Raw genomic sequence first — 26630 nt, forward strand, 5'->3', positions numbered from 1 at the left:
TTTTTTACAGAAGGAGTGGGTCAACTTGCAAAACCGAAAAAACAACGTTCCCGCAAACAACAGCCCCGTGCAAATGCCCGCAAATCCGCAGAATATAACACCCGAACAGGTTCAGCAGCTGCTGAACAGCCTTTCTCCCGCCGACAAACAGCGCGTGGAGGCCGTCCTGCAAAATCAGGAAGCAACGCAGAAGCTGCTTTCTACCCCGCAAGCCAAAGCATTGATGAAAAAATTCGGCGGAGGGAAATAAATCATGGATGACCTTACCCAAAAGCTTTCTGCAATGCTCAATGATCCCGCCACCATGGCGCAGGTACAGTCCATCATGGGGGCACTGGGGCAGAACACCGCCGCACCGGAGACACCGCCCGCGCCGCAGCCACAGCCGACAGCGGCAAAACCTGTGGAAAATCCGCTGAGCACGCTGACCGGCCTTGCCGGTTCCGGCCTAAATGCAGAAACCCTTGGGCTGGTCACCCGGCTCGCTCCGATGCTCGCCAGCGTAAAGCAGGAAGATGACAGCACCCGCCTGCTGCACGCGCTGCGCCCGCTGCTGGGCGAAACACGCCAAAAAAAGCTGGACGAAGCGGTGCGGCTGCTGCAGATGATTCGCGTTCTGCCCATGCTGCGGCAGTCCGGTCTGCTGGGAAAGCTACTGTAACGGAAAGGAAAGGGGGGTGGCTGCATTGGCCAGCCTGGAGTCCAACGATTTGAACCAGATGCGGCAGGACGCCATCCGCCGTTCCCAGGAAATGTACCGGCGCGCGCAGGCGCCGCCCGGCTACTCCGGCAGCGCATTTGCCGAACCGAAGCAGGAACAGGCACAACAGCCGGAAGCACCGCCGCAGCCCGCCAAGCAGGAGGATGCCGCGCCTGCGGCGCCCCCCGCCAAGCAGCCCGATTTTTTTGAAGCACTGTTTTCTGACCGTGAGCGAAACCTGGTGCTGAGCATCCTGCTTCTGCTCATGGAGGAAAAAGAGACCGACCCGGCGCTTACGTTTGCACTTTTGTATTTGCTGCTTTAGCGCACCTGCCCGCTGCCCAGCACCAAAAACTTGCTGCTGGTCAGCTGGCGCACCCCCATCGGCCCGCGGGCGTGCAGTTTTTGCGTGCTGATGCCGATTTCCGCGCCCAGACCAAACTCGCCGCCGTCAGTAAAGCGTGTGGATGCATTCACATAAACCGCCGCGCTATCTACCTCCTGCTGAAACCGGCGCGCGTTTTCGTAGCTGCGGGTCACAATGCATTCGCTGTGGCCGGTGCTGTACTGCGCAATGTGCCGCAGCGCATCCTCCATGCTGTCCACCACTTTGACCGCCAAAATCAAATCATCATATTCGGTATCCCAGTCTGCTTCCGTTGCCGGCACCACGCAGTTGCCCAGTATTTCCCGGGTAACCGCGCAGCCACGCAGCTCCACCTTTTTTTTCAGAAGCCTTGCCCCGATGACGGGCAGGGCTTTTTCTGCGATGTTCCGATGTATCAAAATGGTTTCAATCGCGTTGCAGACACTGGGGCGGCTGGTTTTCGCGTTGTCGATAATATCCGCCGCCATGGCAATATCCGCGCTTTCATCCACATAGACATGGCAGTTGCCCGCACCGGTCTGGATGACCGGCACGCGGGCATTTTCAACAACACTCTGAATCAGACCGCGTCCGCCACGCGGAATCAGTACGTCCAGATAGCCGGTCAGCCCCATCATCTCTGCCGCGGAAGCGCGGCTGGTGTCCTGCACCAACTGAATACTGTCCTGCGGCAGTCCGGCAGAAGCAACCGCCGCACGCATCAATTCTACGCAGGCGCGGTTGCTTTCAATCGCTTCCTTGCCGCCGCGCAGAAGCACAGCGTTCCCGGCTTTCAGGCAAAGGGCGGCAGCGTCTGCGGCGACATTGGGCCGCGCCTCAAAAATAATGCCGATAACCCCGATGGGCACCCGCACGCGGCGAATTTCAAGCCCATTGGGGCGCACGCCGCCTTCTATGACCTGCCCAATAGGGTCCTCCTGCGCGGCAACTTCGCGCACCCCTTTCGCCATACCGGTAATGCGCTCCGGTGTTAAACGGAGGCGGTCGAGCAGCGCCGGCCGCATTCCCGCTTTCTCTGCAGCCGCCAGGTCAGCCGCATTGGCTGCCAGCAACTTCTCCTGATGGTCTTCCAAAGTCTTTGCAATCGCACGCAGAGCCATGTCCTTTTTGGGGCCTGCCTGCGCCAGTACCGCGGCCGCCTGCTTTGCGGCCTTTCCCATTTCTGTAAGCGTCATCAGCTCGAACCTGCCTTTCCGGTTTGTTTGGTTTATTCTTTTATGCCTTTCGGCAAAAAGGTTGTACCTAAAATGGTGCCGTCAAATAAATCGTAAAGATCGCGCGGGTTTGCACCGGACATCACCACGCACGGAATGCCGGCTTTGTTGGCAATGCTCGCCGCCGCCACCTTGGTCGCCATGCCGCCGGTGCCGCGCGCGCTGCCCGCGCCGCCTGCAAGCGCACGGGTTTCTTCGGTGATACCGTAAACATACGGAATTCGCTTTGCCTGCGGGTCTTTGTGCGGGTCGCTGCTGTACAGACCGTCGATATCTGTCAGTATCACGAGCAGGTCTGCCTGCGTCAAAGCCGCCACTGTGGCAGAAAGCGTGTCGTTGTCCCCAAAGTTTCTGCCTGCCAGCTCATCGGTAGCAACGGAGTCATTTTCGTTTACCACCGGAATAATACCGCAGTTTAAAAGCGTTAAAAATGTATTTTCCACGTTGCGCTTGGTCACGGTATCTTGCACGACATCCTTGGTGAGCAGCACCTGCGCAACTGTGTGGTTGTACTCGCCAAAAAATTTATCGTACATAAACATCAGTTCACACTGGCCGACCGCCGCCACCGCCTGCCGTTTTTCGATTTCTTCCGGATGCCGGTGCAGCCCCAGCTTGCCCATACCGACGCCAACCGCGCCGCTGGTCACCAGCACCACCTCGCGCCCCTCGTTCTGCAGGCCGCACAGAACCTTGCAGAGTTCCTCCAGACGGCGCAGGTTCAGCCTGCCGGTTTCATAGGTCAGTGTGCTGGTTCCCACCTTCACCACCACGCGCTTCGCCTGTGTGATTTGTGACATTGTTGTTTCCTCCGTCCCCTGATTTTTATAAGCATTATAGCATAAAAGCGCAAGCAGAAAAAGGGAGCTTGCAAAATGCCTGCCTGCACAGCCGCGCCTTTTCCCAAAAAATTTGGATAATCCCGCCGAAACAGCAAAGACTATCTCTGCAAAGGAGGTCTTGTGTGTATGTTTGATAAAATCGCACTGCTGCTAACCGTGATTGGCGGCATTAACTGGGGGCTGGTGGGCTTGTTCCGGTTTGACCTTGTGGCGTGGATCTTCGGCGGCGCCGCCACGTGGCCGGCACGGATTCTTTACATCCTCATTGGCCTTGCGGCGCTGTGGTGTATTTCGCTTCTCTTTAAGCGCATTACCACGGATGACGGTGTTCACAGTGCCTGACAAAGCAGACAAAAGCCGCCGGAAACGCAGGGGTTCCTGCATTTCCGGCGGCTTTTTCTATACTTGCGATTACTTACGGATGTTCAGTTTTGCAATAATGGAACGGTACCGCTCAATGTCAACCTTGGTCAGGTACTTGAGCAGGCTGCGGCGGGTGCCAACCATTTTCAGCAAGCCGCGGCGGCTGTGATGATCCTTCTGATGGGTGCGCAGATGATCGGTCAGGTCGTTAATGCGCTTGGTCAGAACTGCAATCTGCACCTCGGGAGAACCTGTGTCGCCCTCATGGGTTGCATACTGCTTGATAATTTCGGTTTTTTCAGCTTTTGTCATGGATAAAACCACCTTTTCAAAAATTCACCGCACACGCAGAGGAGGGTCTTGTGGTTTCCCATAAACGGGCAGTCGCCGACCTCCGCGAAGTAGGTGTATGTGTTTATTATAACACGGAAAGCAGGATTATGCAAACCTTACTGCCCGCGGCGAGCAAAAAACGCCTCTGCCTGCTTGCCATCCGCCCGAATCTGCCTGCCCAGTGTTTCCACATCGGCAAACTTTTGCTCTGGCCGCAAAAACTGCAGCAAGTCGGTCTGCACGGTTTCGCCGTAAACCTCCGGGCCGGTATATCCGGGCATCCAAGTTTCCGCTGTGAGGCGATGCCCATCCACCGTGGGGCGCATTCCGACATTGGTGACACCGCAGTAAGTGCTGCCTTGCAGATGAACCCGGCTCACATAGACACCGAAAGGCGGCAGCACAAACGATTTGGGGATTTCCTGATTCAGTGTTGGTGTACCCAGCCGGCGCCCCAACTGCCTGCCGTGCCGCACAGCAGAAAGGTATCCGTACGGCCTGCCCAGCAGCCGCGCCGCCGCGGCGACCTCTCCCTTTTCAACCAGTGCGCGGATACGGGTGCTGCTGACCGTCTCACCACCGGACAGCACCGCCGGTGCCACCGCCGCCCGCAGCCCGCGCCCGGTGCAGAGATGCCGCAAGGTTTCGCTGTCTGCCCTGCCGCCCGCGCCAAACGTATAGTTGAATCCGCAGCAGACTTTTTTCGCGTGCAGGGCGCGCACCAGAACCTCGTCCACAAACTGTTCGGGTGACAAATTCATTAAGGAAGAAAAGCGCAGCAGATACAGCTGCTCCACGCCAAGCGACTCCAGTACCCGCACTTTCTGCGCCTCTGTCATCAGTTCACCGCCCGTGCTGCCGCCGAGGTCACAGAGCGGATTGGCGGAAAAGGTCAGCACCGTCGGCGTCAGCCCCGCTTCCCCCAGTGTCTGGAAAATCACAGCGCGGTGCCCAAGGTGCAGCCCGTCAAAGGTGCCGAGCGCGACCGCTGTTTCTACCGCGCTGGGCTGCAGGTCATAAAAGATTTTCATAACGTTCCGTCCTCCTGTGCAAAAAGGCGCGCCACCGCAAGCTCCCCTTTGGCTTCATCCGGCGCACCCAGTCCAAGAAAATTTCCGGCAGGGTCCTTCACCCGGCAGTTCCCGGCAGCCTGCACCAAACCGTGCAGGCGCTCTAAAGAAAGTACACCGCCGTTGCAAAAACGCTTTGCCTGCGGCAGGGTGACGCACACTTCCGGTAAATCCAGAAACAGCGTTTCTACCGGCAGCACCCGCTGCAGCAGCGCCGCCTGCCCCATCTGCTTTGCTGCCTCCACTGTGACCGCATCCTGAATGGAAAATCCGGAGGCGGAGGTGCGGCGCAGGGCAGTCATAATCCCATGCGACCCAAGCGCACGACCCAAATCGTCACACAGCGTGCGCACATAAGTACCGCCGGAACAGGTCATGCGCAGCCGCCCGGTGCGGGATTCCTCGTCGTACGCCAGAATTTCCAGCTTGTCCACAGTGACCGCACGCGGCTGGCGCTCCACTGTTTTTCCCTGCCGGGCAAGGTCATACAGCCGCTCGCCGTTTTGCCGCAGTGCGCTGAACATAGGCGGAATCTGCATGATGCTTCCGGTAAAGCACGGCAGAATCTGCTCCAGTTTTTCCCGGGAAATAGGGACATCGTCCTGCACCTGCACGGTGCCGGTACGGTCCAGTGTGTCTGTCTGCGCACCGAACGCAAATGCCGCCTCGTAGGTTTTGTGCCGCTCCGCCAAAAACGGAAGGGCGCGCGTTGCGCGCCCCAGCAGCATGGGCAGCACGCCGGTCGCCATAGGGTCCAGCGTGCCGGTGTGCCCGATTTTCCGTTCGCCGGTCAGCCGGCGCAGAACCGCCACTGCATCAAACGAAGTGTAGCCTTCCGGCTTATCCAAAATGAGTACCCCGGTCATAAACTCTCCAAATACGTGCTGATGACCGCCACCAGCTGTTTTTTCGCTTCCTCCACACCGCAGGAAATGGCGCATCCGGCTGCGCCGGGATGACCGCCGCCGCCGAACTTTGCACAGATTTCCGAAGCATTGTATGGTTGCGGCGCGCGCAGAGAAACTTTGACCAAATCGTCCGCTTTTTCTTTAATTGTAACGCCGATATGCACACCCTCAATCGAACGTGGAATGGAGGCTATGCCATCGGTATCCGCATCTTCCGCACCGGATTCCTGGACCATTTTGCGTGTCAAGGTAACCACCGCAATTTCATTATGGTGGAAGTATTCTATAGTATTCAGCGCCTCGCGCTCCAGCTGCAGGCGGGCGCGGCTTTTGGTTGCAAACATCGCGTGATTAATCTGCGGCGCGGGTACGCCAAGCTCCAGCAGCTGCGCTGCCACACGAAATGTGTGCGGCGTTACGTTAATATACTGAAAGCAGCCGGTATCCGTTGCGATGCCGGTATACAAATCCGTTGCCGTGGCAATGTCCGGCTGAACCCCCAGCAGCGGGAGCAGTTCATAGATGATCTCGCAGGTGGCGCTGGCTTTAGGATTTACAAAGTACCGCTGCGCATAGTGCGTATTGCTGGGATGATGGTCAATGCACAATTCAATTTTTCCGCCGTACACTTCCCGCAGACCGCCGAGCAGCTGCTCATCTGCAATATCAACGGAAACCACCGCTTTGGGCACAAACTGCTGCTCTTCCAGCCCGTCAAAGAGGAACTGAAAGCGTCTGCCGATAGGGTCGCCACACAGCACCTGCGCGCGCTTGCCCAAGCTGCGCAGAGCGCGGCACAGCGCGCTGCCGCTGCCGAGCGTATCGCCGTCCGGCGACTGGTGGCAGAGAATTACAATATCCTGCTGCTGCAGAAGCCAAGCGGCAGCTTCACTCAGACTGACTTCCATGGTCCTCCTCCTTCAAATCGTCCAGAATCCGCGAAATGTTTGCGCTGTACTCAATGGAATCCGTTGCTTTAAACGTCAGCGCGGGCACATGGCGCAGAGAAAGGCGCTGACCCAGCTCGTGGCGGATAAACCCGGCGGCTGATTTTAACCCCTCCACCGCTTTTTGCGCGCGCGGCAGGCCCTCCATATCGCTGACATAAACGGTACAGAAAGAAAGATCACGGCTGACCTCTACCCGTACAATGCTCAGCAGCGTATGATTTACGCGCGGATCCTTCAGTTCCCGGAAAATCGCGGACAGTTCCCGGCGGATATCTTCTGTGGTACGGCCCAATTTATGACTCGGCATAGAAAACCCTCCTGTCTGAAAATGCAGAGCGCACTGCACCCTGCATTCTCCCAATCAAATAATGAACAACTTCCGGTACAAAGATCGGTGGGCTTCGCCCCCACACCCCCAGTCGCTTTCTGAGAAAGCGACGGAAAGCAATCTGCTCGGAGCGCTGACTTGACGTTGACGCAGACTGTAAAAGAAGCAAGTAGCTCCCCGCGTGCAGGCTCAGCCTGCCTATGATTTATGCTCCACCGGAGCATAAATCAGGCAAAAGATGCTACACTTTTCACTCGGGCTTGCAGCCCGAACCTGCTTTACATTCCAAGGTCGTGGCGGGCTTCGCCCCCACACCCCCAGTCGCTTTCTGAGAAAGCGACGGAAAGCAACCTGCTCGAAGCGCTGACTTGACGTTGACGCAGACTGTAAAAGAAGCAAGTAACGCTCCGCGTGAACTTCAGCACACCGCCAGCGGGGGCTCCCCGCGTGCTGCTTTATTTCAAATGCTCCACCGGAGCATTTGAAAGGCAGACAACAGCAAGCCTTTCACTCGGGCTTGCAGCCCGAACCTGCTTTACATTCCAAGGTCGTGGCGGGCTTCGCCCCCACACCCCCAGTCGCTTTCTAAGAAAGCGACGGAAAGCAACCTGCTCGAAGCGCTGACTTGACGTTGACGCAGACTGTAAAAGAAGCAAGTAGCGCTCCGCGTGAACTTCAGCACACCGCCCGCGGGGGCTTCCCCGCGCTCGTTATTCGGGGCGGTACGCTTCCAACGTATAGGTTTCCAGAATGTCACCGACTTTAATATCCGCAAACTTCTCTAAGCAGACACCGCAGTCATAGCCTTCCGCAACTTCCTTTACATCATCCTTAAACCGACGCAGCGATGCCACTTTATCATCAGCAATCACAATGCCATCGCGCACCACGCGCACATCGGAACCGCGGGTGATTTTACCCGAAATAACGTGCGCGCCAATGACCGTGCCGACACTGCTGATCTTATAGGTTTCGCGGCATTCCACACGGCCCAGCTGTACTTCACGGTATTTCGGCGCAAGCATACCCTTCATAGCAGATTCGATTTCCTGAATGCAATCGTAAATGACGCGGTACAAGCGCAAATCCACGCCGTCACGCTTTGCGTTCTCTTCCGCAACCGGATCCGGACGCACGTTGAAACCGACAATAATCGCGTTGCTTGCCGATGCCAACATCACATCGCTCTCGCTGATGGCACCAACACCGCCGTGAATCACGTTTACGCGCACTTCTTCGTTAGAAAGTTTCTCCAACGATTGACGAACCGCTTCCACAGAACCCTGCACATCCGCCTTTACAATAATCTGCAGTTCTTTCATATCGCCAATCTGCATCTGCTCAAACAAATTGTCCAGCGTAACCTTGGTGCGGGCGTTAAACTGCTCCTCTTTCTGCGCGGTACGACGCTGCTCAACCAGCTGGCGCGCCAGACGCTCATCGGAAACCGCATTGAACGTATCGCCGCCGGTCGGCACACTGTCCAAACCAGTAATCTCCACCGGCACGCTGGGTGCGGCAGACACAATTTCTTTTCCGTTTGCACTGGCCATAGCGCGCACGCGCCCAACACTGGTACCTGCAACCACGATATCTCCCGTGTGCAGGGTACCGTTCTGTACCAGCATGGTGGCAATCGGGCCGCGGCCTTTGTCCAGACGCGCTTCAATGACAACGCCCTTGGCGGCACGGTTCGGGTTCGCCTTGAGCTCTTTCATATCCGCAACCAGAAGAATCATTTCCAAAAGGTCTTTAATACCGGTTTGCTGCTTTGCGGAAACACGGATGCACGGCACGTCGCCGCCCCACTCTTCCGGAACCAGCTCGTACTTGGTCAGTTCTTCCATGACATGGTCCGGATTTGCGCCGGGCTTGTCGATTTTATTGATAGCGACAATAATATTGACATTCGCGGCTTTTGCGTGATGAATCGCCTCGACTGTCTGCGGCATGACACCGTCGTCTGCCGCAACCACCAGAACGGCGATGTCGGTTGCCATCGCGCCGCGCGCACGCATGGTAGTAAACGCCTCATGACCGGGGGTGTCAAGGAACGTCACCACGTGACCGTCCAGATTGACCTGATACGCACCGATGTGCTGGGTAATACCGCCCGCTTCACTTTCTGTCACATTGGTGTGGCGGATAGCATCGAGCAGGCTGGTTTTGCCGTGGTCAACATGACCCATGACCACAACGACCGGCGGACGTGTCTGCAGATCCGCATCATTGTCTTCACTGTCATCGATAATCTGCTCTTCAATGGTCACTTCCACTTCTTTTTCCACTTTCGCGTGAAACTCCAGTGCAACCAGAGAAGCCGTATCAAAATCGACCTCATCGTTGATAGTGGCAAACACGCCGTTTGCCATCAGCTTTTTGATGACCTCTGCGGCAGTGGCTTTCAGGCGCAGCGCCAGCTCCCCAACCATAATATTTTCCGGAATCTGCACCGTAATCGGCTTTGCCTTGCGCTCTGCCGCGATACGGCGCAGACGCTCCGACTCGGTTTCGCGTTTCGGCCGGCGCCCGCGGCGGTACTGGGCGCTCTTTTGGTTCAGCTTCTGCTTGCGCACGACGTTGTCTGTCTTCACCTTTTCACTGGCCAGACGGTCATACTTTTCGTTGTACTTATCCAGTTCCACATTATGGGTGCGCGTGTCGACAATGCGCTCTGCCGGACGGCGAATCACATTATCGGACTTATTGATTTCAATATGACCAATCACCTTTGCCTGCTGGTTCTGCGGCACGCGCTGTGCTTTTGCCGCAGGCTCCCGGCGCGGATTCCTTTTCCCCTGCTTTTGGGGGGGATTTGCGGCTTTCTTCTGTGCGGCTTCTTTCAGCGGAATCTGTTTGGCAGAACCCTCTGTACTGACAGTCACCGCTTTTTCTTCCCGCTGTGCGTAATAGGTGTTCAAGTCTTTCATCGCCCTTTTCTGTGTGAAAGCCTCAAACACAAGATCCAGCTCGCTTTCGGTCAAAGCGGTCATGTGTTTTTTCGTTTCACCCGTATATTTTTCGAGTATATCGATGACGTCCTTGTTTGGGACATTGAGATCTTTCGCAACTTCATGTACCCGGTATTTAATCATCATCTATAACATTCCTCCTCATCTGTCCGTACAAAACGTCTCGAGTTTTCTTGCAAAACCGCTGTCCTCCACTGCCACAGCACCGGTGTGTTTCCCCACCGCAGCGCTCAGCTCCTCCATGGAGTGGGAAAGCGTGTAAATCGGAATTTCCTCCTGCCGGGCGGCAAACAAAATTCCTTTTGCCGTATGCGGAGAAAGGTCGCTGGCCAGTACCACCAGCCGCGCGCGGCCGCGGCGAAGGCTTTCCAGCACGGGGTCGTGGCCCATCTGCACCTTGCCGGCGCGGCGGGCAAGCCCTAAAAGGGAAAGCATTCTGTCATTGGGCATCTTGTTCCATCTCCTTCTCCATACGGTCGTAAACGTCCTCCGGAATCTGACAGGAAAAAGCTTTTTCAAAGCGGCGGGCTTTGCGCGCGCGCCGCAGGCACTCGGTGCTGCGGCACACATAAGCACCCCGCCCGGGTTTACGGCCGGTCAGGTCCAGGGAGATTTCCCCCTCCGGGGAACGCACTACCCGAACCAGTTCTTTTTTCGGTTTCATCTCACCGCAGCCGGTACACATCCGCAGCGGAACTTTTTTCTGGTGCAATTACACAAGCCTCCTGCGGGAGGGACCTGCGTGGGGGTCTCTCCCCGATTCATGTTTTAAAAATCATCCGTCTTACTCTGAAAGCGTCAGGCTTCGGGAGCGGGTGCGGCAGCGGCGCCCTCTTCCCCGTAAAAGCCGCTTTCCGGCTTAATATCAATCTTCCAGCCGGTCAGCTTCGCTGCCAGACGGGCATTCTGCCCTTTGTTTCCAATTGCCAGAGAAAGCTGGCTGTCCGGCACGGTTACGCGGCAGGCATGGCTGCCGTCTTCCGCCAGGGTGACAGAAACCACATTTGCGGGGGACAGCGCACTGGCAATAAACTTGGCGGGGTCGTCGCTGTACTCGACAATGTCAATTTTTTCGCCGCCGAGTTCCTCAACAATCGTTCCCACACGGTTGCCGTGTGAGCCAATGCAGGCACCCACCGCATCCACAGCCGGATCGCGCGACAGCACCGCCAGCTTTGTGCGGGAGCCAGCCTCGCGGGAAACTGCCTTAATCTCCACGGTGCCGTCATAAATTTCGGGCACTTCGGTTTCAAACAGGCGCTTGACCAGATCCGGATGTGTGCGGCTGATGATGGCGTGCGGACCTTTCTCGGTATCATGTACATCGACGACATACACCTTGATGTGGTCGCCCTCGTGGAACACTTCCTCACCAACCATCTCACTGCGCGGCAGAATTGCCTCGCTTTTGCCAATCTGCAGCGTGGCCGCGCCAGAGCGCGGGTCCACCCGCTCCACCACGGCGCTGACCAGCTCCTGATGTTTGGACTCAAACTCGCGCATCATCAGCCCGCGCTCACCGGCACGGATGCCCTGCCGGATGACGCCGCGCGCCTGATGCGCCGCAATGCGCCCGAACTCCTTCGTGTGCAGCTGTACGCTGACCTTGTCGCCAATGCCGCAAGTCGGGTCAATGCGGCGCGCTTTTTCCAGCATGATTTCACGGTCGGGATCCTGCACGTCTTCGACAACTTCCTTGCGCAGAAAAACCTCGAACTCATTTTTATCTTCGTTTAGACGCACGCTGGCCTCATCGTTGCCGTAGCTGTTTTTGCAGGCGGTGGTAATCGCTTTGCAAATCTGCTCTACCATGTAATCCTTCGGAATTCCGCGTTCCTGTTCCAGCAGGTCCAGGGCATCAATAATGCTGATGTCTTCCTCACTCATCTTCGTTTCCTCCCAAATTATCGTCGTCATAAAGCCTTATCCAGGCGGTGTCTGTCAGGGCAAAGGTCATGGTTTCATCCTGCTCATTTTTCAGGGTCACAGCGTCCTTTTCACAGGTGCAGAGGGTTCCGATGACTTCACGGCTGCCGTCTGCAAACGGACGGATGAAGCGCACCCACACCGGCTGCCCCAGGCACGCCGCAAAGTGTTCCGGCCGGGTCAGCTCTCGGTTAGTGCCGGGAGAACTGACTTCCAGTGTATACGCACCTTGCATCAGATCCTGTGTATCCAGCGGTTCATTGACCGCATGGGTCATATCCACACAGTCATCAATGGAAACGCCGCCTTCTTTGTCAATGAAGATGCGCAGGTACCAGTCGGCACCCTCTTTCACAAAGCGCACATCCCACAGGGAAAGGCCGAGCGCCGCGGCCAGGGGCTGGACAAGCTCCCGCACGGCTTCGGCGGTGTTTTTCCCTTTTTTCTTTGCTGCCATCGTTTCACCTCATAAAGCATATAATGCAAACAAAAGAGTGGGTCGCCCCACTCTTTCATCATACCAGTCTATTCTTTGTTAAGTTTAACACATCTGCAGGATAATTGCAAGCTGTTTCGCAAAAAAACGGCTTTGCAGCGCGCATTTTCAACTTTCCAGCTGTTTAGCCAAAAAGCCGGCCGCAACCTGCGCCATATGCCCGGCATCTTTGCCTGTGTCGCTGCCATTGTCCAGCAGCACCACCGCGCCGGTAACATCGCTCTGCGCCAGAATTGGGCAGACCACAGCCGCTGTGCAGTCCACACCCTCCACCGGATGCAGGGTCTTACCGGCGGCTTTCACAAAATCCTGCCGCGAAGAAATGCACTCCTCCAACTCCTGGCTGACACGGCGCTCCAGGTATTCCCGTTTAGAAACACCCGCCGCCGCTACGATATGGTCCCGGTCGCAGATCAGTGCCGGCAGACCGGAAGCACTGTTAAGCACCTCTGTCATCTGTGTGGAAAAGAGAGACATCTCCCCCACGGGCGAATACTTCTTAAAAATCACGCCGCCCTGATTATCCGTAAAGATTTCGAGCGCGTCCCCCTCACGGATACGGAGTGTACGGCGAATTTCTTTTGGGATGACCACCCGCCCAAGGTCATCAATCCTTCTTACAATACCGGTTGCTTTCAATACCAACATCCCCTTATCAGAAGTCATTACGCTTTTTGTCAGGTAATGGATAGTATTTGCAGGATTTTCAAAAATACGCCTGCCTGCAAGCAATCGATTCGATTTTTTTAAATGTGTAGCGGCGGAACCGCCGCAGCTGCGCGCAACGCCGCCACCGCCGCGGTGTAGTCCGGTGTGCCAACCACGGCGCTGCCGGTCACGCAGATTTCCACGCCCGCCTGTACCATTTCCGCAATGTTGCCGGCATTGACGCCGCCGTCAATCTCAATGGGCAGCGACGGTGCCTTCTGCTTGAGCGTGCGCACTTTTTGCAGCATCTTCCGGTTAAACTGCTGGCCGCCATAACCCGGCTCCACCCCCATGACCAGCACCATATCAAGCATCGGCAGATAGGAAAAAACCGCCTCTGCCGGTGTGCCGGGTCGAATGGAAATGCCCGCCTTGACCTTTTGCCCGTGAATCATGGAAACAGTCTGGGCGGGATCCCCTTCCGCCTCCAGATGAAACGTAATCAGATCCGCGCCGGCCTGCACGAAGGACTGAATGTACTTCTGCGGCTGTGTCACCATCAGATGAACATCCAGCGGCAGCTTGGTCACAGCCCGCAAGGACTGCACCATATTCGGACCAAAGGTGATGTTTGGCACAAAGTGCCCATCCATTACGTCCACATGAATCCAATCGGAACCGGCCTTCCTGATCTGGTCCACTTCTTCGCCCAGCCTTGCAAAGTCCGCGCCCAAAATTGAAACCGATATGCGCATTGGTGCCCCTCCTAATGCCTTTTTCCGTTTTCCATGCTCTATTGAATTGTTTATTGCACTTAGTATACCACAAAAATTTGCCATGGGAAAGCAAAAATACGCGACTCGAAAAAGGGACGGCAGGCAGCCAAACTGCCCGTCGTCCCTCATCTATGATAAAGCGGTTGGAAGCGCTGCCCCGCACTCTCAGTCTATGCGCTGACCGGTGCATTGTGCACTTTTCCACTTTGTTTCTTTTTACAGGCTGTCCGCACAGCAAGGTCAGGCCACGCGGCGCTCCGCTTCGTTTTCGTCCTCCAGCGTGCCGGAAATCTCGGCACGGCGGCGGCGCAGCTCCGCAAAGCGACGGCGCTCATAAGCCTGTGCCGCCTCTTTCGCTCGACGGTCGCAGAACTCCGCAAACAGGACGCCGGTGGTACATACCGTCATGACGATGCCGAGCAGGATTTCAAAGCCAAGCAGGAACGCGCCGTCCTGCTGCAGGGAAATGGTCAGCACGCCCATACCGGCAAGAAGCAGGCAGAGGAACTTCCCTTTTTCTTCGCGGGGACGAAACGCCGCCGTCAAAACACACGCTGCGAATAGTAACATTGCCCCTACGTATAAACAGCTGTCCATTGCGCAATCCCTCCGTCTGTTTTGGGTGCCGAGCCTGCAGACTCAACAGAAACTTTCTGACTATTTCCAAACACTTGTAACATAATACCATATTCATTTCAATCTTGCAAGCATTTTGTTACAAAATTTTAATTTCTATAAAATTACTGTAACAAGCAAGGCAGCAAAAACGCCCGTACACGGCAGATTCGCTGTGCGGCGGGCGGAAAAAAATATCAATCCAAAATGTAGATATTCATGGTGCGGCGGCCGAAGTTTTCACATTCCGCCTGGGTGTCCATGTACAGATCCGCCATTGTCGAGCTGCTGTAAACGAATCCGCCGGTATCCGCAGCGACCGCGTATCCGTAAACATAGCTGCCATCCGGCGAGGCAATGTAAAGACGCGTGCCATAGGGGATTTCGTTCGGGTCTACCGCCACACGGCCAACCGCGGCGGAAACACCGGTTGCCGTCACGCCGCCGCCGGTATAGGCGGTACATTTGCCGGTCAGCACCCTGCTGTAAGAAAGGCCGTTGGCAGACTGCTGGGAAGATGCGCTGCTGCTTTCCGCAGACCGACTTTCTTCCGCTTCCTGCGGCCGCTCCTTCGTGCCCTTCACCACAACACGGTCAACCGCATTTTTTACGACCTCCGTCGAAACCACGCTTGTGCTGGCTGCTTTGCCATTGACAAACTTTGTACGGCGCACGACTTTTTTGCTGCCGTTGGTACCCGCAGCCTTAACCTGGCTTTCCCCAACGAGCAAACCGTCATCCTCTTCGGTAACTGTTTCAAACGGAATGGTTTCGGAAAGCACCTCGTCTTTATACGTCACACGGTTCACTGTTATCGTCTGATCTGTACCCTCTGCCAATTCGTCCTCTTTGCTCAGCGTGACACCCGCCCGCTGCACCGCCTGCTGTGCCGGTGTATCGGTTGCCGCCACCACCTGTGTGGAAACGCCGTCCGCTTTAACCGTGACGATATGATTACGGCAGATGCGCAGCTTTGTGTTCTCTGTCACCGGCTGGTCCAGGGGCACATTCACGGTATCCACCGGCCCCAGCGCAACGCCTGCCTCCTGCAGAACGTCGCGCACGGTATCGCCGAAGTGCGCGGTCACCTGCTTTGTGCTGCCATCTGCGAGAACATCCACCGGGTAAGCGGTGCGCACATTTACCTCGATACTGCCCTGCGCATTGGTAGAGCGCAAAACCAGGTCACCGTGCCCGGCGCGGACACCGGCCGACTTCAAGATGTCACTGGTGTCATCGCTCGTCAGCATATAAAGCTTTTGGGTTTCGCCGTTTTTGGTTACGACCGCGTTCTGCGTGGTTGCAATCACCGTACTGGCTGTGCCCAGTCCCACTGTAAAAACAGCACCCAATACGATCAACGTTTTGCCTGTCATATGCATCTGGTTCACCTGACTCTCTATGTGCATTCTGTGGTTGGTTGTGCGAAGCGCTGCGACTATTCTGCGGCGGTTTTGCTTTGACGCTTGCATCATACCTGTTCAATCTGCTCGTGTCAAATTTTCAAGCCGCATAATTTTAGGCATTATGCACAACAGCATTGCAAAGAAACCTGCGGAAACGGAGAACCAAGCCTGCATTTACGGGGGGCACTGGTGTGTGCGCACCGTGTTTTTCTGTGCATTATGTAAGAATCTGAACAATTACAAACTTGTTACAAAGATTACATAAACGTTTCCTCCCACTTTAAAACCAGTTTTAGCCTTGTCTGTGTGAAAGGAGGACGAAAATCATCAAAAAATTTGGCAGGAGTGGAGGATGGTAATATTTTCGTTTTCAGAAGCTGCATTTTCATCTTTTTCAATCTATATTTATACACTAATTTTGCAAATTTATGTATATCCCTACGACAGTACTGCATTCCGTCGCTGCTTTTTGCTGCCGGACGGCTGCCGCACCGAAAAAGCAGATTCTGCTGTTTTCGCTGTTGGAAGCTCTCTGAATAACCGGTATTTTGAAAATTTTTATTATTATTTTTGCCTATATAATCAGATTTATAAGATGTTTCTTATCTCTTTTCAATAAAAATAGTCATCAGTTTTCCACTATTAGCTGTTGAGAAATGTGAATAACTTTCTAAACACCACTGTTTTTACTCTGCTGAAAAAGCAAGCCATGCTTTTTTCTTTTCTATATATATAGATAAGAAAAAGCTGTGGTTGCCAACAAAACCAGCCAAAAAAAGACCCCGAAAAGCAAACGCTTTCGGAGTCTTTCCAATTTTTTAAAGCAGAAATTAACGCTTCGAGAACTGCGGTGCACGACGTGCGGCTTTGAGACCGTACTTCACGAAACCGAAGCTCGAATTTGCTTGATATTACGCGGTTTTTCGATCCTTTTGCTCTTCGTCCACCAGTTCTTAAACCCACAATTTTGTGGGCTTTTGTCGGATTTTAACCCTAATCTTTTTTTGATGTGTCGATTGCTCTGTTAATCACCCCATGTAATTGGGCAGGTTTATTATACTTGACTTTGGCGTAAATGTCCATAGTCACCTTGCTGTTTTCGTGTCCGGCAAGATACTGTACGGTTTTAGGATCAGCCGAAGCATAAATCAGGTTCGTGATATAGGTGTGACGCAATTGATGCGGTGTCACTTGAAAATCCATCGTATATACCAACTTCGGATTGTTCGGCTGATGCTCACCAAGTTTCGGCTTTACAACATGCTTAATCTTCTGCCCATTCACATAGGTGTAATAGCAGCGTTCTTCCGTAGAACGAACTGCTATGTACTTCCATACCCTCACGAACTGGGATTCAGCCAAAGCATTACCATTCCTGTCCGAGATCACATATTCCGATTTTGACTTTTCTTTTGCCTCTTTCAAACATTCCACCAGCTTGCCCGGAATAGGAATGTCCCTTTTAGCTGCTGGCGTTTTTAATTCTGTTGAAATCACTGGACGATTGTTCACAGAACGCCATGCTCGCCGTACCGAAATATATGGTGTGTCACCATCCAGGAAAACACAATCCCATCGCAGTGCAAGAATTTCTTCCCGCCGCAACCCTGCGTACAACCCAATCATTACAAAAACATACGGTGGTAATCCCCTGATTGTATCCAGAAGAATTTTCACCTGCTCATCCGTCAATGCCTTCTTTTCCTGCTTTGGTGTTCCGCCTTTTGCAGAAAGCGACGCAGCCGGATTATAACTGATGATTTTGCTTTCTTCTGCTGAATAGAAAACACATTTGATCAGCATATTCATTTTGCTGTACAGGGAAGCTGATTGCTTGGAGATTGGAACCAGCAGCAAGCGAAGGTCATCGGTCGTCACTTCGTCCATATACATATCTCCAATAGCTCCAATAATGTATTTTCTTATCGTGCGCTCATATCCGCTCAATGTGTTTTCTCGCACACTCGCCGAGCGCATCTTCAACCATTTTTCGCAATACTCAGCTACTGTCGGATTATTCTTCCGGAATATTTCATCCTCAATACTGCGCTTCATCTCAACGGATTTATCGTACAGCTCTTCAGGAGTCTGTGCATATAGCGAAATCCATTTTCCATCCGCATTCTGCATTCGTGTTCTGTAATATTGAACGCCCCTCTTCATAATTGTTCCATATTCCGGCACTACTTTTTTTCTTGCCATTATTGCTTCCTCCATTTTCTTGATATATCCAAATTGACCTTTGCTCTTTAATTATCCAGAATGCTGCTCTGGTTCTCAAGGATGTCGCTATATGTAAAAAGAGCAGGGATTATCCCTACTCTTTTTGATCTCATTCATGAAACTGTCTGGCCTATTCTGCATCCCACAGTGTAAAGGTATCCTCTAATATGCCCGCCAGTTCATCCGGTCGGTTATACTTTGCCTTTGCATAAATGTCCATCGTTATCTTGCTGTTCTCATGACCGGCAAGATACTGAACTGTTTTAGGATCAACCGATGCGTGAATTAGGGCGACACCGCACAATGGCATAAAAAATCCACGCCATCTGCCAAAGGCGGCAAACAGCGAGGAACTCTCCCAATTATATCTGCGAAGGCAAACGCAATCAGACTGCCAGGCCGGGCCTGTCAGCCAGAATCAGATTCGCCAACGCAAACATCATATTCAGTTTGGCGGTCTGCTTTTGCAGACCTCGGTATCGCGTCTTTCGGTACCGTAACAGACCTTTCACAACGGCAAAAACATGTTCTACTTTGGCACGAACCGATGACTTTTCGTGCTCTCTGCGCTTGAGTTGGGCTTGCGACCTGTTGGAACCCTTTTTGATTTGCGATGGGCGACGATTGAACTTGTAACGGATACGCTTGCCAGCATTGTTCTTTATAATGGCATCCTCGCGCTTTTCCGCTCCCAAATATCCGCTGTCTCCGTATACAACGCTTTCCTCTCCGGTCAGCAGTTTGGAGGTCATGGCGACATCATGGACATTGGCGGCCGTTACCTCAACCGTGTGAACAAGCCCGCTATCCTTATCCACCCCAACATGTGCCTTGTAGCCAAAGTGCCACGCATTGCCCTTCTTCACCTGATGTGCATCCGGGTCTCGCTGCTTCTCCTGATTTTTCGTGGAGGACGGAGCGGCTATGATGGTGGAATCCACAATGGTACCCTTTTTCAGAAGCAGTCCCTTTTGTTGCAGCAAATTTGCCACCTGCGCAAACAACTGCTCCTGCAAACCGTTTTGTATGAGAATATTACGAAATCTTCCCAGCGTATCCCCGTCCGGCACCTGATTGCTTGATTCCACGCCGCAGAAATCCGAAAAGGCACGACTGTCGATCGTTTCAGCCACCGTTGCTTCGTCGGATAGATTATATAGGTTTTGCAGCAGATACAGCCGCAGCATCAGTTCCAAATCATAGGGCTTGTTTCCGTGCTCTCCTTTGTAGTAGCACGGCTTGATCATGGCCACCCATTTCCCCCATTCGAGAAATTCTTTTTTCTTCGTACGCACCTGTGCCAGTTCATCGCACAGAGCTGACATACTCATCTGCTTATCCATATACCTATTTTATCATATCTCGCTTCTTACTGCAGCTTTTTTTCTGTGCGGTGTTGCCCTAAGAACTTTACCCAGGCAATCTCTGCTGTCATCCGTAGACACCCGTTGATTACTTCCAGGTGCGCTAAGAGGCATCGCTCCCCACATAAAATGCTGATTATAACAATCTAAAAGAATCCTCTCGTATGTACCTGCTGCTGAAGTTGAACTTTCTCCAGAGGAAAGCCATCTCCAATTTCCTATTGCTTGATAAACGAAGCTGTCAATAACGATTCCTGACAAATGGTAGCTTCTAAAATAGTTATCTCGCACATATCGTAGATGCTTGCAAGTGTCAAAAAGCAGTCCATTACTGCTTATATTTTTATTTTCCATGGCATCCTGTTCTGCTTTCGGATTAGTTGAACGCCAATTCCCACCCATATTTGTATCTGGATATCTGTATGAGCCATCCCAATTTTTGAATGCCGGCAGAATTTCAAAGAACATTCCATCTGAAAAATTGATCTTCACAACCTGTCCATCTGCTCTTACTTCACTTCTTGGATACGGAACAAGAATAGCCTGTCTAACTGCTTGCAGAAGACGAGATTGACCATTCCCAAAACAGAGTTGAACTGGTTGTAATATGATTCCGGCAAGGACATCAAAATATCAATATCACTTGTATCTATCGCAGTTCCCCTTCCATAGGAGCCAACATATATACTATTTTGTCTATCGCTTGTTATATTCCAAAACTCACGGTTCATTGCTGATGTTACAGTGCAATATCTTTTTGAAATAAGAGAACGGCTGTCAGCTGATATTACCTCTCCATTTCTTTGAACATACAAACCCAATGTGTTCATCCCCCATTTACTCATTTTTTCTCAAATGCGCCGGAAGCATCTTGTTTAATTCCTCCTGCGTAAAGAATTGCTCTTCATTTGTTTTGAGTGCAGCTTGGGCGGCAGCATAACTTTCCCCATCAGTTAAAGGTGCAGCACCGTAGATTTCCGAACTTCCATCCAACAGTTCATCTCTTTTGCGCACTATCTCTTCAATACTGATTTCGTCAAAATCTGTCAAAAGTGACAGATATTTTTCTCTTACCTTCCACAGCTTATTCGCAGTCTTAATATGATCGGTTTTTTCAGTGGAAATATCCTTATCCTTCAGATAGCTTGTTAGGGCAAGGAGTGCTGTCGAACATAGTCCACCAGCCCATAACAGTATCTGTTTATTTGAAATGAGCACTCCCAAGAAGCCACCTGTCGATATTGCTGATAGCCCAATCTGTCCCCATTTTATCCAAAAATTACGCTTACTCAACCGATCAGCCATCTTAAAATGACATGTATAGGTATATACAAGTTTCCCATATTCTTCTTGTATTTGAGAATATAGTTTTTTACGGTAATCCAACGAACTATTCTCCATTGGCGCATTTCCTCCGTACCTTTAGTATTACTCTACCCCCAACGCCTTAAACACCGCATCTTCCGCACTGCTGTAGAAAATCAGATTAAAACTGCCCACCAGCTCCGGCGGCACGGTGCCAAGGTCTGCTGCACTGGTAATCGGAAGCAGCACTTTCTTTGCTCCGCTATCGAGGCACACCTGCAAACTATTGGCAAGCTCGTCCACTTTCAGAATCGTGCCGCTGATGCTGATTTCTCCCAGCACGGCAAGTGTACTGACCGTAGGCCGTCCAAGAGCAATGCTGCATAGTGCAATCAATGTAGGCAATGCCAGCTTTCCAGTCATGCCAATGCCCTGTAAATCCTGATAGTTGATGATGTAATCCCGCATCGTGGTGCTGATGCTACCACTGATTCGATTTCCGTTTGCTTTCAGGAAATTGAACGACGTATTCGTGGATTCCTTGCAATCACGGTCGCTGCCAAGGCCAGTGCGCTCAAATTTTCCGTTGCCGGGCAGCATCTGGCTTTCAAGGCGGAATACGCCGATCATACCGGACTTGCCCTGACTTACGGTATATACCTGTCCCGGATTGCAGATGCCATCGGGGATGAGCTTTCCACCGCCCTGCTCTGGCACGGAAACAAATTTTTCTTCAAAGGTATCAAGGTCGATATAGCTGAAGTTCACATCATAGAACTCCATTCCACCCAGCTTTTTCAGCTGTTCCTTGACACGACGGCGCATTTCCAGCGCAAATACAAGAATTTCTTCAATCTGTTCCTTCGTGAACTCCCCATCCGGATACAGCAATTTCACATAGCCGCCTACAATCTTGCGGACAGCAATCGTATCGCGCTGGTTCAGGTTCTTTCCAAGGCGGAAATACTTATCCAACGCATCCCCATACTGTTCTTTCCGCAGTTCTCGGATAAACTCCGCCAAGTAATCCGTGATAAAGCCGTAGTCGTTGGTAAAATGCTCCGGACGGAACTTCGGAATCTCCCAGCCTGGAATGTAGCAATGCAGACGGTCAAGAAAAGCGGTGTCCGTTCCCATCTCCGGCGGGAACGGATCAAACAGAGAAGAAGTCTTGAGCAACACATCCACGCTCTGATTGATGTTTCCTACAAAGACCATAGATGCCGATGCTGCCTTTTCCTCTTTGCCACGGGCAAAGGAGCCGGAAGCCATATAGTCCTTCATAATCTGAATGCCGTCTTTGTCCTTAAACTTGATTCCGGCAACCTCATCAAAGGCAACGCAGTCCCATAAGCCTACCAAACCTACGGTTTTGCGACCCATATTGTAAAACAGATTTGCAACGGTCGTCTGACCACCGGATACCAGGATACTGTTCGGGCTGATTTCTTTATAGATATGGGACTTGCCTGTGCTGCGCGGCCCCAACTCACAGAGGTTGAAGTTGTTCTCCACCAACGGCAGCATACGCGCAAGCAGCAGCCACTTTTCCCGATTGTTCAGCTGTTCCGGCTCATATCCGCAGGAACGCAGCATAACATCCATCCACTCTTCCTGTGTGAACGCCTTGCGTCCCTCTCGAACTTCTTCAATGTCGATATGGGGCATCTGAATCGGAGTCAGCTTATGGATGCTGATGGGAGAGATGTCCTTCTGCTTTTTCTGTTTAGAGGAAATCGGCTGTCCATCTATATCCGTGATTCCAAAGCTGCTGTCTCCCTCAGACTCATATTCCAGCTGCACGATGCACCAGATACCGCCGCAAAGCAGCCGGTCATATTTTTCCGGATAATCATCCGTAATCGGTACATTGGTGAGACCAAGGTTAGAGAACTCTGCAAAAAAGCAATCCTTTTTGATGTCCAGATGCACGGTCACCATATCAATAATGGTATGACTCCCGTTCTTGCGCAGTTGGGAGAGAATTTTCTGAGCCTCATCCGGGCGGACAAAATTGTCTGCCAGAATGCGTTTCACATTCTGAACGCCCTGCTCAATGATTGTCTCATCGTCTGAACTACAATACTGACCCAGCAGGAACTCCAGCACATAGACCGGAACATTTGCTCCTTCTTTTATTTTCTTTGTCAGGTCTTTGCGGACGATCCGACCGTCAAAGTTGCTGCGCAGCTTCCGGCGCAGTTCTTCACGGGTATCGTCTGCCGCCATATCCATCACTTCCATACGGAATTCCTGCCTCCTCTGTATCAGAATCCGAATCCAAAGTCATCTGCAAAGGCAATGTCCATGATGACAGGCTGCCTCCACTGCTCCAGACCGCTTTCTTCGTCATAAACCACAAGGTAATACTGCTTGTCCTTGTCGTATTTCTTATTCTTGAATGTGAAACGCATCCGGAAGATACGCTTCTGTGCATTTTCCTCGCGACTGTCCGCCACATAGCTGTTTTCGTTCGAGATTTTCTCATTGTCCTCCGAGAGGAAGAAAATGCGGTATTTTGCGGCTTTCACAGTATCGCTGACTGCATCCGACTGGATAAAGTCCATGGAAGTGATCAGGTTCGTGATCTTATGGACGATGCTGACCAGAGCAATCTCTGCATTCTTTGTTTCCATGTGACCACGTTCCATCTTAAACTCCAGCACCGGTACCAGCATTTCCTGCGGTGAGGAACCGCCATGCACATAGTTAGCACCGCCTCCGGCCACCTTAAAGACATTGCTGCTGACAGGATAGGACACCACCTTGCTGTCCTCATTCCCCAGAACGCGTCCCATGCTCATATGGTCGATGCCGTCATCTTCCAGTGCCGCCTTGGACACAATAAATCTGCGATTAACAAATGCTTTTTCCGCGCTTTTCCCAGAAATCTTGTCACTTTCTGTCAGCTTATCACGCTTGTAAATAAAGCCATGATCGGCAGTGACGATAAAATGATAGGTGTTGCCGCTGACGGAGATTCGATGAATCAAGTCCATGATTTCCTGAACGGCCTCCTCACACGCATTAAACACCTCATCCTCGGTATTTGCCTTGTCTCCACGCGCGTCAATCTGATTATGATATACATAGATAATCTGACGTTTTGTCAGCACATCTCGCAGCTCTGCCACTTTCAGATTTTTGATATCATCGAACTGTACACAGACACTATCCGGGTTATAGCTTTGCAGCACCTGCTGCCGACCTGCCAGATTATCGCAAAGGATACCATCTACCAGCACCTGGAAGTCATCCGTCATCTCCAGTGTTTTATGCGGTAAAAGTGCTGCCATACCGAGCCTTGTATAAGACGGCAGGACACTTAGTTGTACAGAAAGTTTTGTCGTGCATTTCGGGTCATCCTGCATTCGGGCAAACAATTCCTGTCCGACCTCGTAACGCATGGCATCCGAAATGATGACCACGGTGCGTTCTTTGGTATAGCGCAGGTTGGCATTGTAAAACTCCCGCTGCAACGGAATTGCAGAAAATGCGGCATCCTGCTGAATTCCGGCATTCCAGGCAGGGAGCAGGCAAGCCAGATATTCGTTCGTGTAAATATTTTCCACCAGTTCCCGAAGCGGCTCAAAGCTTTCCGTGCTCTCCTGCTGGTCGTAATAATAGTAGAATTTCCGATACTGCTGATCCATATTGTAATCCGCAGCAAGATATCGGTCGATGATTGGCTTTAAGCCATCTGCGGCATGGTAATCCGCTTCCTTCACCATGCTGTATGCACTGGAAAGCATCTGATAGGTCTTCCCGGTCTTTCTGCCAAAGTGCATTTTAGCCCGTTTTTCACAGAGTTCCGGGATGGTAAGCCCGTTTACGATTGCGCCGATATCTTCCGAAACAAGTCTGCCAATGAGCCACTTTACCAGCACCTGATCCACGGCAAGGAAAGTGTCACACTCCACCAAATCGTCCACTCGCATTCCTGCAAATGCCGAAAAAACATTCAGCCCTTTGGCAACGTGCGCTGACAGAGCATCGTATTTGTCCCGATACAGGACGCTGTTCATCAGGCTATCGAGGAATGCGATAATATTGCCAGACTTGTAGGAGACAAAACTCTTCCATGCTGCCGGAAGCTCTGCCTGCACATATCGCCCAGTATAGGTAACGAACAGCGTCACCAGCAGCCGTTCCAAACTCGGTTTTGTATCGGTGTATCCAAAATGCTGCTCACAGAGCTGCCAGAATGCAGACAGCAGATCGTATTTTTCAAACTCCTGCAAGAAAGCATTGTCCACCAGCTCGCCATCCGTCAACACGATGCGCACGACTTCCTCAAAAGAGCAGGTACGCGCCTTGCAGACTGCACTCAGCAGACCGACAAGGATATTTTCTTCATTGAAGTTTTCGATTTCCAGATCATAGAAGCGTTGGGTGCGCTCTTTGTTGGCGAAGAACTTAATGTGCTTCTCAATAACCGGCTTGTACCTTTCCTCAATACCGAGGTCAACCGACAGCAGGGAGGCACGGTCGGCAAAGAACCGTCTGGAATACAGCATTGTGTCTTCCAGATGGTTGTCCCTTACATCCGGCTTCGGAAACGGTGCATAGATCAGATAATTCGTGGTCTTATCCACACGCTCCAAAAAATACTTTGTATAGAACTGGTTATCCGGCTGGAGATGGTAGATCTTCGCATTCTGAAGCTCCACCGTCTCCATATCCTCGGCAAATTCTGCCTTGTCATCATACCAGAAAACCAGTTTTCGGGTCTCCCCGGTAAATTCCGCATTCAGGCGGTCTATAATTTGTTTCAGGTTCAATTCTGCCATATCAATTTCCTTTACTTGATAGATTCCGCCCTTTGGGGAATATCATACAGGCAGTTACGCCTTGATCCGGTTGTTGCCTGTGATGCTACTAATATAATCGTCAATATCCTGCACGATGCAATGATCCCCCATTGTGTGCAGTGATTCAAAATACTTTGTGATATACCCATAGATGCCATACTCTTCAAAGGTTTTCGCCACATCCGCACCGGAAAGCCCTTTGAAATGACGGTACCGCTCCATGCAATAAATCAAAAAATTGGATTCTTTGCTCATCTCTCACGCCTCCTCCGGGTAATCATAGGAACCTGTCAGAAGTTCATCTTGATACATGGTATACAGCGTCATCGGGCTGTAGTGCCACAATTTTGATTTTTCATCCGAAAGCTCCTGATAGAGCTTGGACTGATAAAAGCGGGATATCGCTTTTTCATCATCCACATTGCTGTTTTTTGTAATCTGTTCGATGATGGGCGGCACAATGATTGCAAGCATTGCGCTGAACTGATCTTCGTTCATACAAGCTCCCTCCCTTCAAAATGCAAGTATTGCAGGGACTTCTCAGTTGCAAACACCAGCTGGTTGAACAATTTCCGAATCTTGAGTGCCGCCAGTGTTTGTTCCTTATCCAACACTCCGGTCATATACAGGGTAATAGTGCGGTACACATCATCATTTGCCACAGCACCATAAATCAGGTCATGCTGCTTTCCCTGATAGGTTCCCTGACGGTTCTCGGCTACAAAATCCAACCATGCTTCATCTGGGCTATCAAAGCGCAGCAAGCTGCACTCCTTGAAAGCCACAGCTTCCTCTACGGAATAAATATTGAGCGTAGCGGCTCCTGTTTTGCGGCGGTCAGTGACCTTTTGAGCGAAGTTCACTGCCTGATCGCGGTTGGTGGTGGTATAAAATCCAAAACCGAAGTCCAGATAGCGATTTTGCCGGATAAGTTTCGGCTGTTCTACGATAACATTGCTTCCGTGATACAAAATCATTGCAAACGCCTCCTG

The 26630-nt window shown here is 52.1% G+C and carries 28 protein-coding genes and 2 pseudogenes; 4 read left to right on the forward strand and 26 right to left on the reverse strand.

The genetic code is table 11. The annotated features are described in order from the left end of the window. The first annotated feature begins 25 nt into the window (after positions 1 to 25). From PXC00_RS13675 to PXC00_RS13685, 3 genes are read left to right on the forward strand one after another with little or no spacing between them, the layout of a single operon-like run. On the forward strand, positions 26 to 250 hold the full coding sequence (locus PXC00_RS13675) for a hypothetical protein (protein WP_275844276.1): 225 nt from the start codon (positions 26 to 28) through the stop codon (positions 248 to 250). A gap of 3 nt (positions 251 to 253) precedes the next feature. Further along, a complete protein-coding gene (locus tag PXC00_RS13680) occupies positions 254 to 661 on the forward strand; it encodes a hypothetical protein (protein ID WP_275844277.1) in 408 nt (135 codons plus the stop codon). Between the two features lie 25 nt (positions 662 to 686). Continuing rightward, positions 687 to 1025: a hypothetical protein gene (locus tag PXC00_RS13685; protein WP_275844278.1), complete on the forward strand. Its 339-nt coding sequence runs from the start codon at positions 687 to 689 to the stop codon at positions 1023 to 1025. Here PXC00_RS13685 and PXC00_RS13690 read toward each other — a convergent pair. Both PXC00_RS13690 and proB read right to left on the reverse strand, forming a co-directional pair. Then, positions 1022 to 2263, reverse strand: a complete 1242-nt coding sequence (locus PXC00_RS13690) for a glutamate-5-semialdehyde dehydrogenase (RefSeq protein ID WP_275844279.1) — start codon at positions 2261 to 2263, stop codon at positions 1022 to 1024. The genes PXC00_RS13685 and PXC00_RS13690 overlap by 4 nt on opposite strands. Before the next feature lie 32 nt (positions 2264 to 2295). Further along, the gene (gene proB / locus PXC00_RS13695) at positions 2296 to 3102 is read right to left on the reverse strand and encodes a glutamate 5-kinase (protein ID WP_275844280.1); all 807 of its coding nucleotides are present in this window, start codon (positions 3100 to 3102) and stop codon (positions 2296 to 2298) included. Positions 3103 to 3270: 168 nt separating this feature from the next. Here proB and PXC00_RS13700 point away from each other — a divergent pair, with 168 nt between their 5' ends. Further along, positions 3271 to 3486: a DUF378 domain-containing protein gene (locus tag PXC00_RS13700; protein ID WP_275844281.1), complete on the forward strand. Its 216-nt coding sequence runs from the start codon at positions 3271 to 3273 to the stop codon at positions 3484 to 3486. Positions 3487 to 3555: 69 nt separating this feature from the next. On the opposite strand, the gene rpsO is transcribed toward PXC00_RS13700, so the two are convergent. The 24 genes and pseudogenes from rpsO to PXC00_RS13825 form a co-directional block, all read right to left on the reverse strand. Further along, positions 3556 to 3819 (reverse strand): 30S ribosomal protein S15, encoded by a 264-nt coding sequence (rpsO, locus tag PXC00_RS13705; RefSeq protein WP_275844282.1) that lies wholly within the window; start codon positions 3817 to 3819, stop codon positions 3556 to 3558. Positions 3820 to 3956: 137 nt separating this feature from the next. Next, positions 3957 to 4871 carry a riboflavin biosynthesis protein RibF gene (gene ribF, locus PXC00_RS13710; protein WP_275844283.1) on the reverse strand — a complete coding sequence of 305 codons (915 nt, stop codon included), beginning with the start codon at positions 4869 to 4871 and terminating at the stop codon, positions 3957 to 3959. Beyond that, a complete protein-coding gene (gene truB / locus PXC00_RS13715; protein WP_275844284.1) occupies positions 4868 to 5776 on the reverse strand; it encodes a tRNA pseudouridine(55) synthase TruB in 909 nt (302 codons plus the stop codon). The genes ribF and truB overlap by 4 nt, the downstream gene beginning before the upstream one ends. Next, complete coding sequence (locus tag PXC00_RS13720; RefSeq protein ID WP_275844285.1) at positions 5773 to 6726, reverse strand: DHH family phosphoesterase; 954 nt, start codon at positions 6724 to 6726, stop codon at positions 5773 to 5775. Before PXC00_RS13720 ends, truB begins: the two co-directional genes overlap by 4 nt. Then, entirely contained in the window at positions 6707 to 7075 is a 369-nt protein-coding gene (rbfA, locus tag PXC00_RS13725; protein WP_275844286.1) for a 30S ribosome-binding factor RbfA, read from the reverse strand. Before rbfA ends, PXC00_RS13720 begins: the two co-directional genes overlap by 20 nt. Positions 7076 to 7806: 731 nt before the next feature. Next, on the reverse strand, positions 7807 to 10194 hold the full coding sequence (infB, locus tag PXC00_RS13730; RefSeq protein WP_275846995.1) for a translation initiation factor IF-2: 2388 nt from the start codon (positions 10192 to 10194) through the stop codon (positions 7807 to 7809). A 15-nt stretch (positions 10195 to 10209) separates the two neighbouring features. Continuing rightward, positions 10210 to 10518, reverse strand: a complete 309-nt coding sequence (locus PXC00_RS13735) for a L7Ae/L30e/S12e/Gadd45 family ribosomal protein (RefSeq protein WP_275846993.1) — start codon at positions 10516 to 10518, stop codon at positions 10210 to 10212. Next, complete coding sequence (rnpM, locus tag PXC00_RS13740; RefSeq protein WP_275846991.1) at positions 10508 to 10780, reverse strand: RNase P modulator RnpM; 273 nt, start codon at positions 10778 to 10780, stop codon at positions 10508 to 10510. The genes PXC00_RS13735 and rnpM overlap by 11 nt, the downstream gene beginning before the upstream one ends. Positions 10781 to 10866: 86 nt before the next feature. Then, positions 10867 to 11955 carry a transcription termination factor NusA gene (nusA, locus tag PXC00_RS13745; RefSeq protein WP_275846989.1) on the reverse strand — a complete coding sequence of 363 codons (1089 nt, stop codon included), beginning with the start codon at positions 11953 to 11955 and terminating at the stop codon, positions 10867 to 10869. Beyond that, on the reverse strand, positions 11948 to 12451 hold the full coding sequence (locus tag PXC00_RS13750; protein WP_275846987.1) for a ribosome maturation factor RimP: 504 nt from the start codon (positions 12449 to 12451) through the stop codon (positions 11948 to 11950). Before PXC00_RS13750 ends, nusA begins: the two co-directional genes overlap by 8 nt. A gap of 147 nt (positions 12452 to 12598) precedes the next feature. After that, positions 12599 to 13129, reverse strand: a complete 531-nt coding sequence (locus PXC00_RS13755) for a stage V sporulation T C-terminal domain-containing protein (protein WP_275846997.1) — start codon at positions 13127 to 13129, stop codon at positions 12599 to 12601. Between the two features lie 107 nt (positions 13130 to 13236). Then, complete coding sequence (gene rpe / locus PXC00_RS13760; protein WP_275846985.1) at positions 13237 to 13893, reverse strand: ribulose-phosphate 3-epimerase; 657 nt, start codon at positions 13891 to 13893, stop codon at positions 13237 to 13239. Between the two features lie 261 nt (positions 13894 to 14154). Further along, positions 14155 to 14511, reverse strand: a complete 357-nt coding sequence (locus PXC00_RS13765) for a hypothetical protein (RefSeq protein ID WP_316935014.1) — start codon at positions 14509 to 14511, stop codon at positions 14155 to 14157. Between the two features lie 215 nt (positions 14512 to 14726). Further along, positions 14727 to 16004 (reverse strand): G5 domain-containing protein, encoded by a 1278-nt coding sequence (locus PXC00_RS13770; RefSeq protein WP_316935015.1) that lies wholly within the window; start codon positions 16002 to 16004, stop codon positions 14727 to 14729. A 924-nt stretch (positions 16005 to 16928) separates the two neighbouring features. Next, the gene (locus tag PXC00_RS13775; protein ID WP_275846979.1) at positions 16929 to 18137 is read right to left on the reverse strand and encodes a tyrosine-type recombinase/integrase; all 1209 of its coding nucleotides are present in this window, start codon (positions 18135 to 18137) and stop codon (positions 16929 to 16931) included. A 151-nt stretch (positions 18138 to 18288) separates the two neighbouring features. Then, positions 18289 to 18447: pseudogene (locus tag PXC00_RS13780) on the reverse strand (tyrosine-type recombinase/integrase); the annotation flags it as partial. Positions 18448 to 18544: 97 nt separating this feature from the next. Further along, complete coding sequence (locus PXC00_RS13785; protein WP_316935223.1) at positions 18545 to 19489, reverse strand: IS5 family transposase; 945 nt, start codon at positions 19487 to 19489, stop codon at positions 18545 to 18547. Between the two features lie 24 nt (positions 19490 to 19513). Beyond that, positions 19514 to 20367 (reverse strand): annotated as a pseudogene (locus PXC00_RS13790) (SMODS domain-containing nucleotidyltransferase). Beyond that, positions 20360 to 20923, reverse strand: a complete 564-nt coding sequence (locus PXC00_RS13800) for an SLATT domain-containing protein (protein WP_275846675.1) — start codon at positions 20921 to 20923, stop codon at positions 20360 to 20362. Before PXC00_RS13800 ends, PXC00_RS13790 begins: the two are co-directional and overlap by 8 nt. Positions 20924 to 20950: 27 nt before the next feature. Further along, positions 20951 to 23062 carry a protease Lon-related BREX system protein BrxL gene (brxL, locus tag PXC00_RS13805; protein ID WP_456064462.1) on the reverse strand — a complete coding sequence of 704 codons (2112 nt, stop codon included), beginning with the start codon at positions 23060 to 23062 and terminating at the stop codon, positions 20951 to 20953. Between the two features lie 32 nt (positions 23063 to 23094). After that, positions 23095 to 25617 (reverse strand): BREX-1 system phosphatase PglZ type A, encoded by a 2523-nt coding sequence (gene pglZ / locus PXC00_RS13810; RefSeq protein WP_275846670.1) that lies wholly within the window; start codon positions 25615 to 25617, stop codon positions 23095 to 23097. Positions 25618 to 25671: 54 nt separating this feature from the next. Beyond that, the gene (locus tag PXC00_RS13815) at positions 25672 to 25893 is read right to left on the reverse strand and encodes a DUF3791 domain-containing protein (RefSeq protein WP_118728543.1); all 222 of its coding nucleotides are present in this window, start codon (positions 25891 to 25893) and stop codon (positions 25672 to 25674) included. Between the two features lie 3 nt (positions 25894 to 25896). Continuing rightward, on the reverse strand, positions 25897 to 26136 hold the full coding sequence (locus PXC00_RS13820) for a hypothetical protein (RefSeq protein WP_005539002.1): 240 nt from the start codon (positions 26134 to 26136) through the stop codon (positions 25897 to 25899). Then, the gene (locus PXC00_RS13825; protein ID WP_013274275.1) at positions 26133 to 26615 is read right to left on the reverse strand and encodes a DUF3990 domain-containing protein; all 483 of its coding nucleotides are present in this window, start codon (positions 26613 to 26615) and stop codon (positions 26133 to 26135) included. The genes PXC00_RS13820 and PXC00_RS13825 overlap by 4 nt, the downstream gene beginning before the upstream one ends. Positions 26616 to 26630 lie beyond the last annotated feature (15 nt).

The organism is Caproicibacterium argilliputei (genome assembly GCF_029211325.2).
GTDB lineage: Bacteria > Bacillota > Clostridia > Oscillospirales > Acutalibacteraceae > Caproicibacterium > Caproicibacterium argilliputei.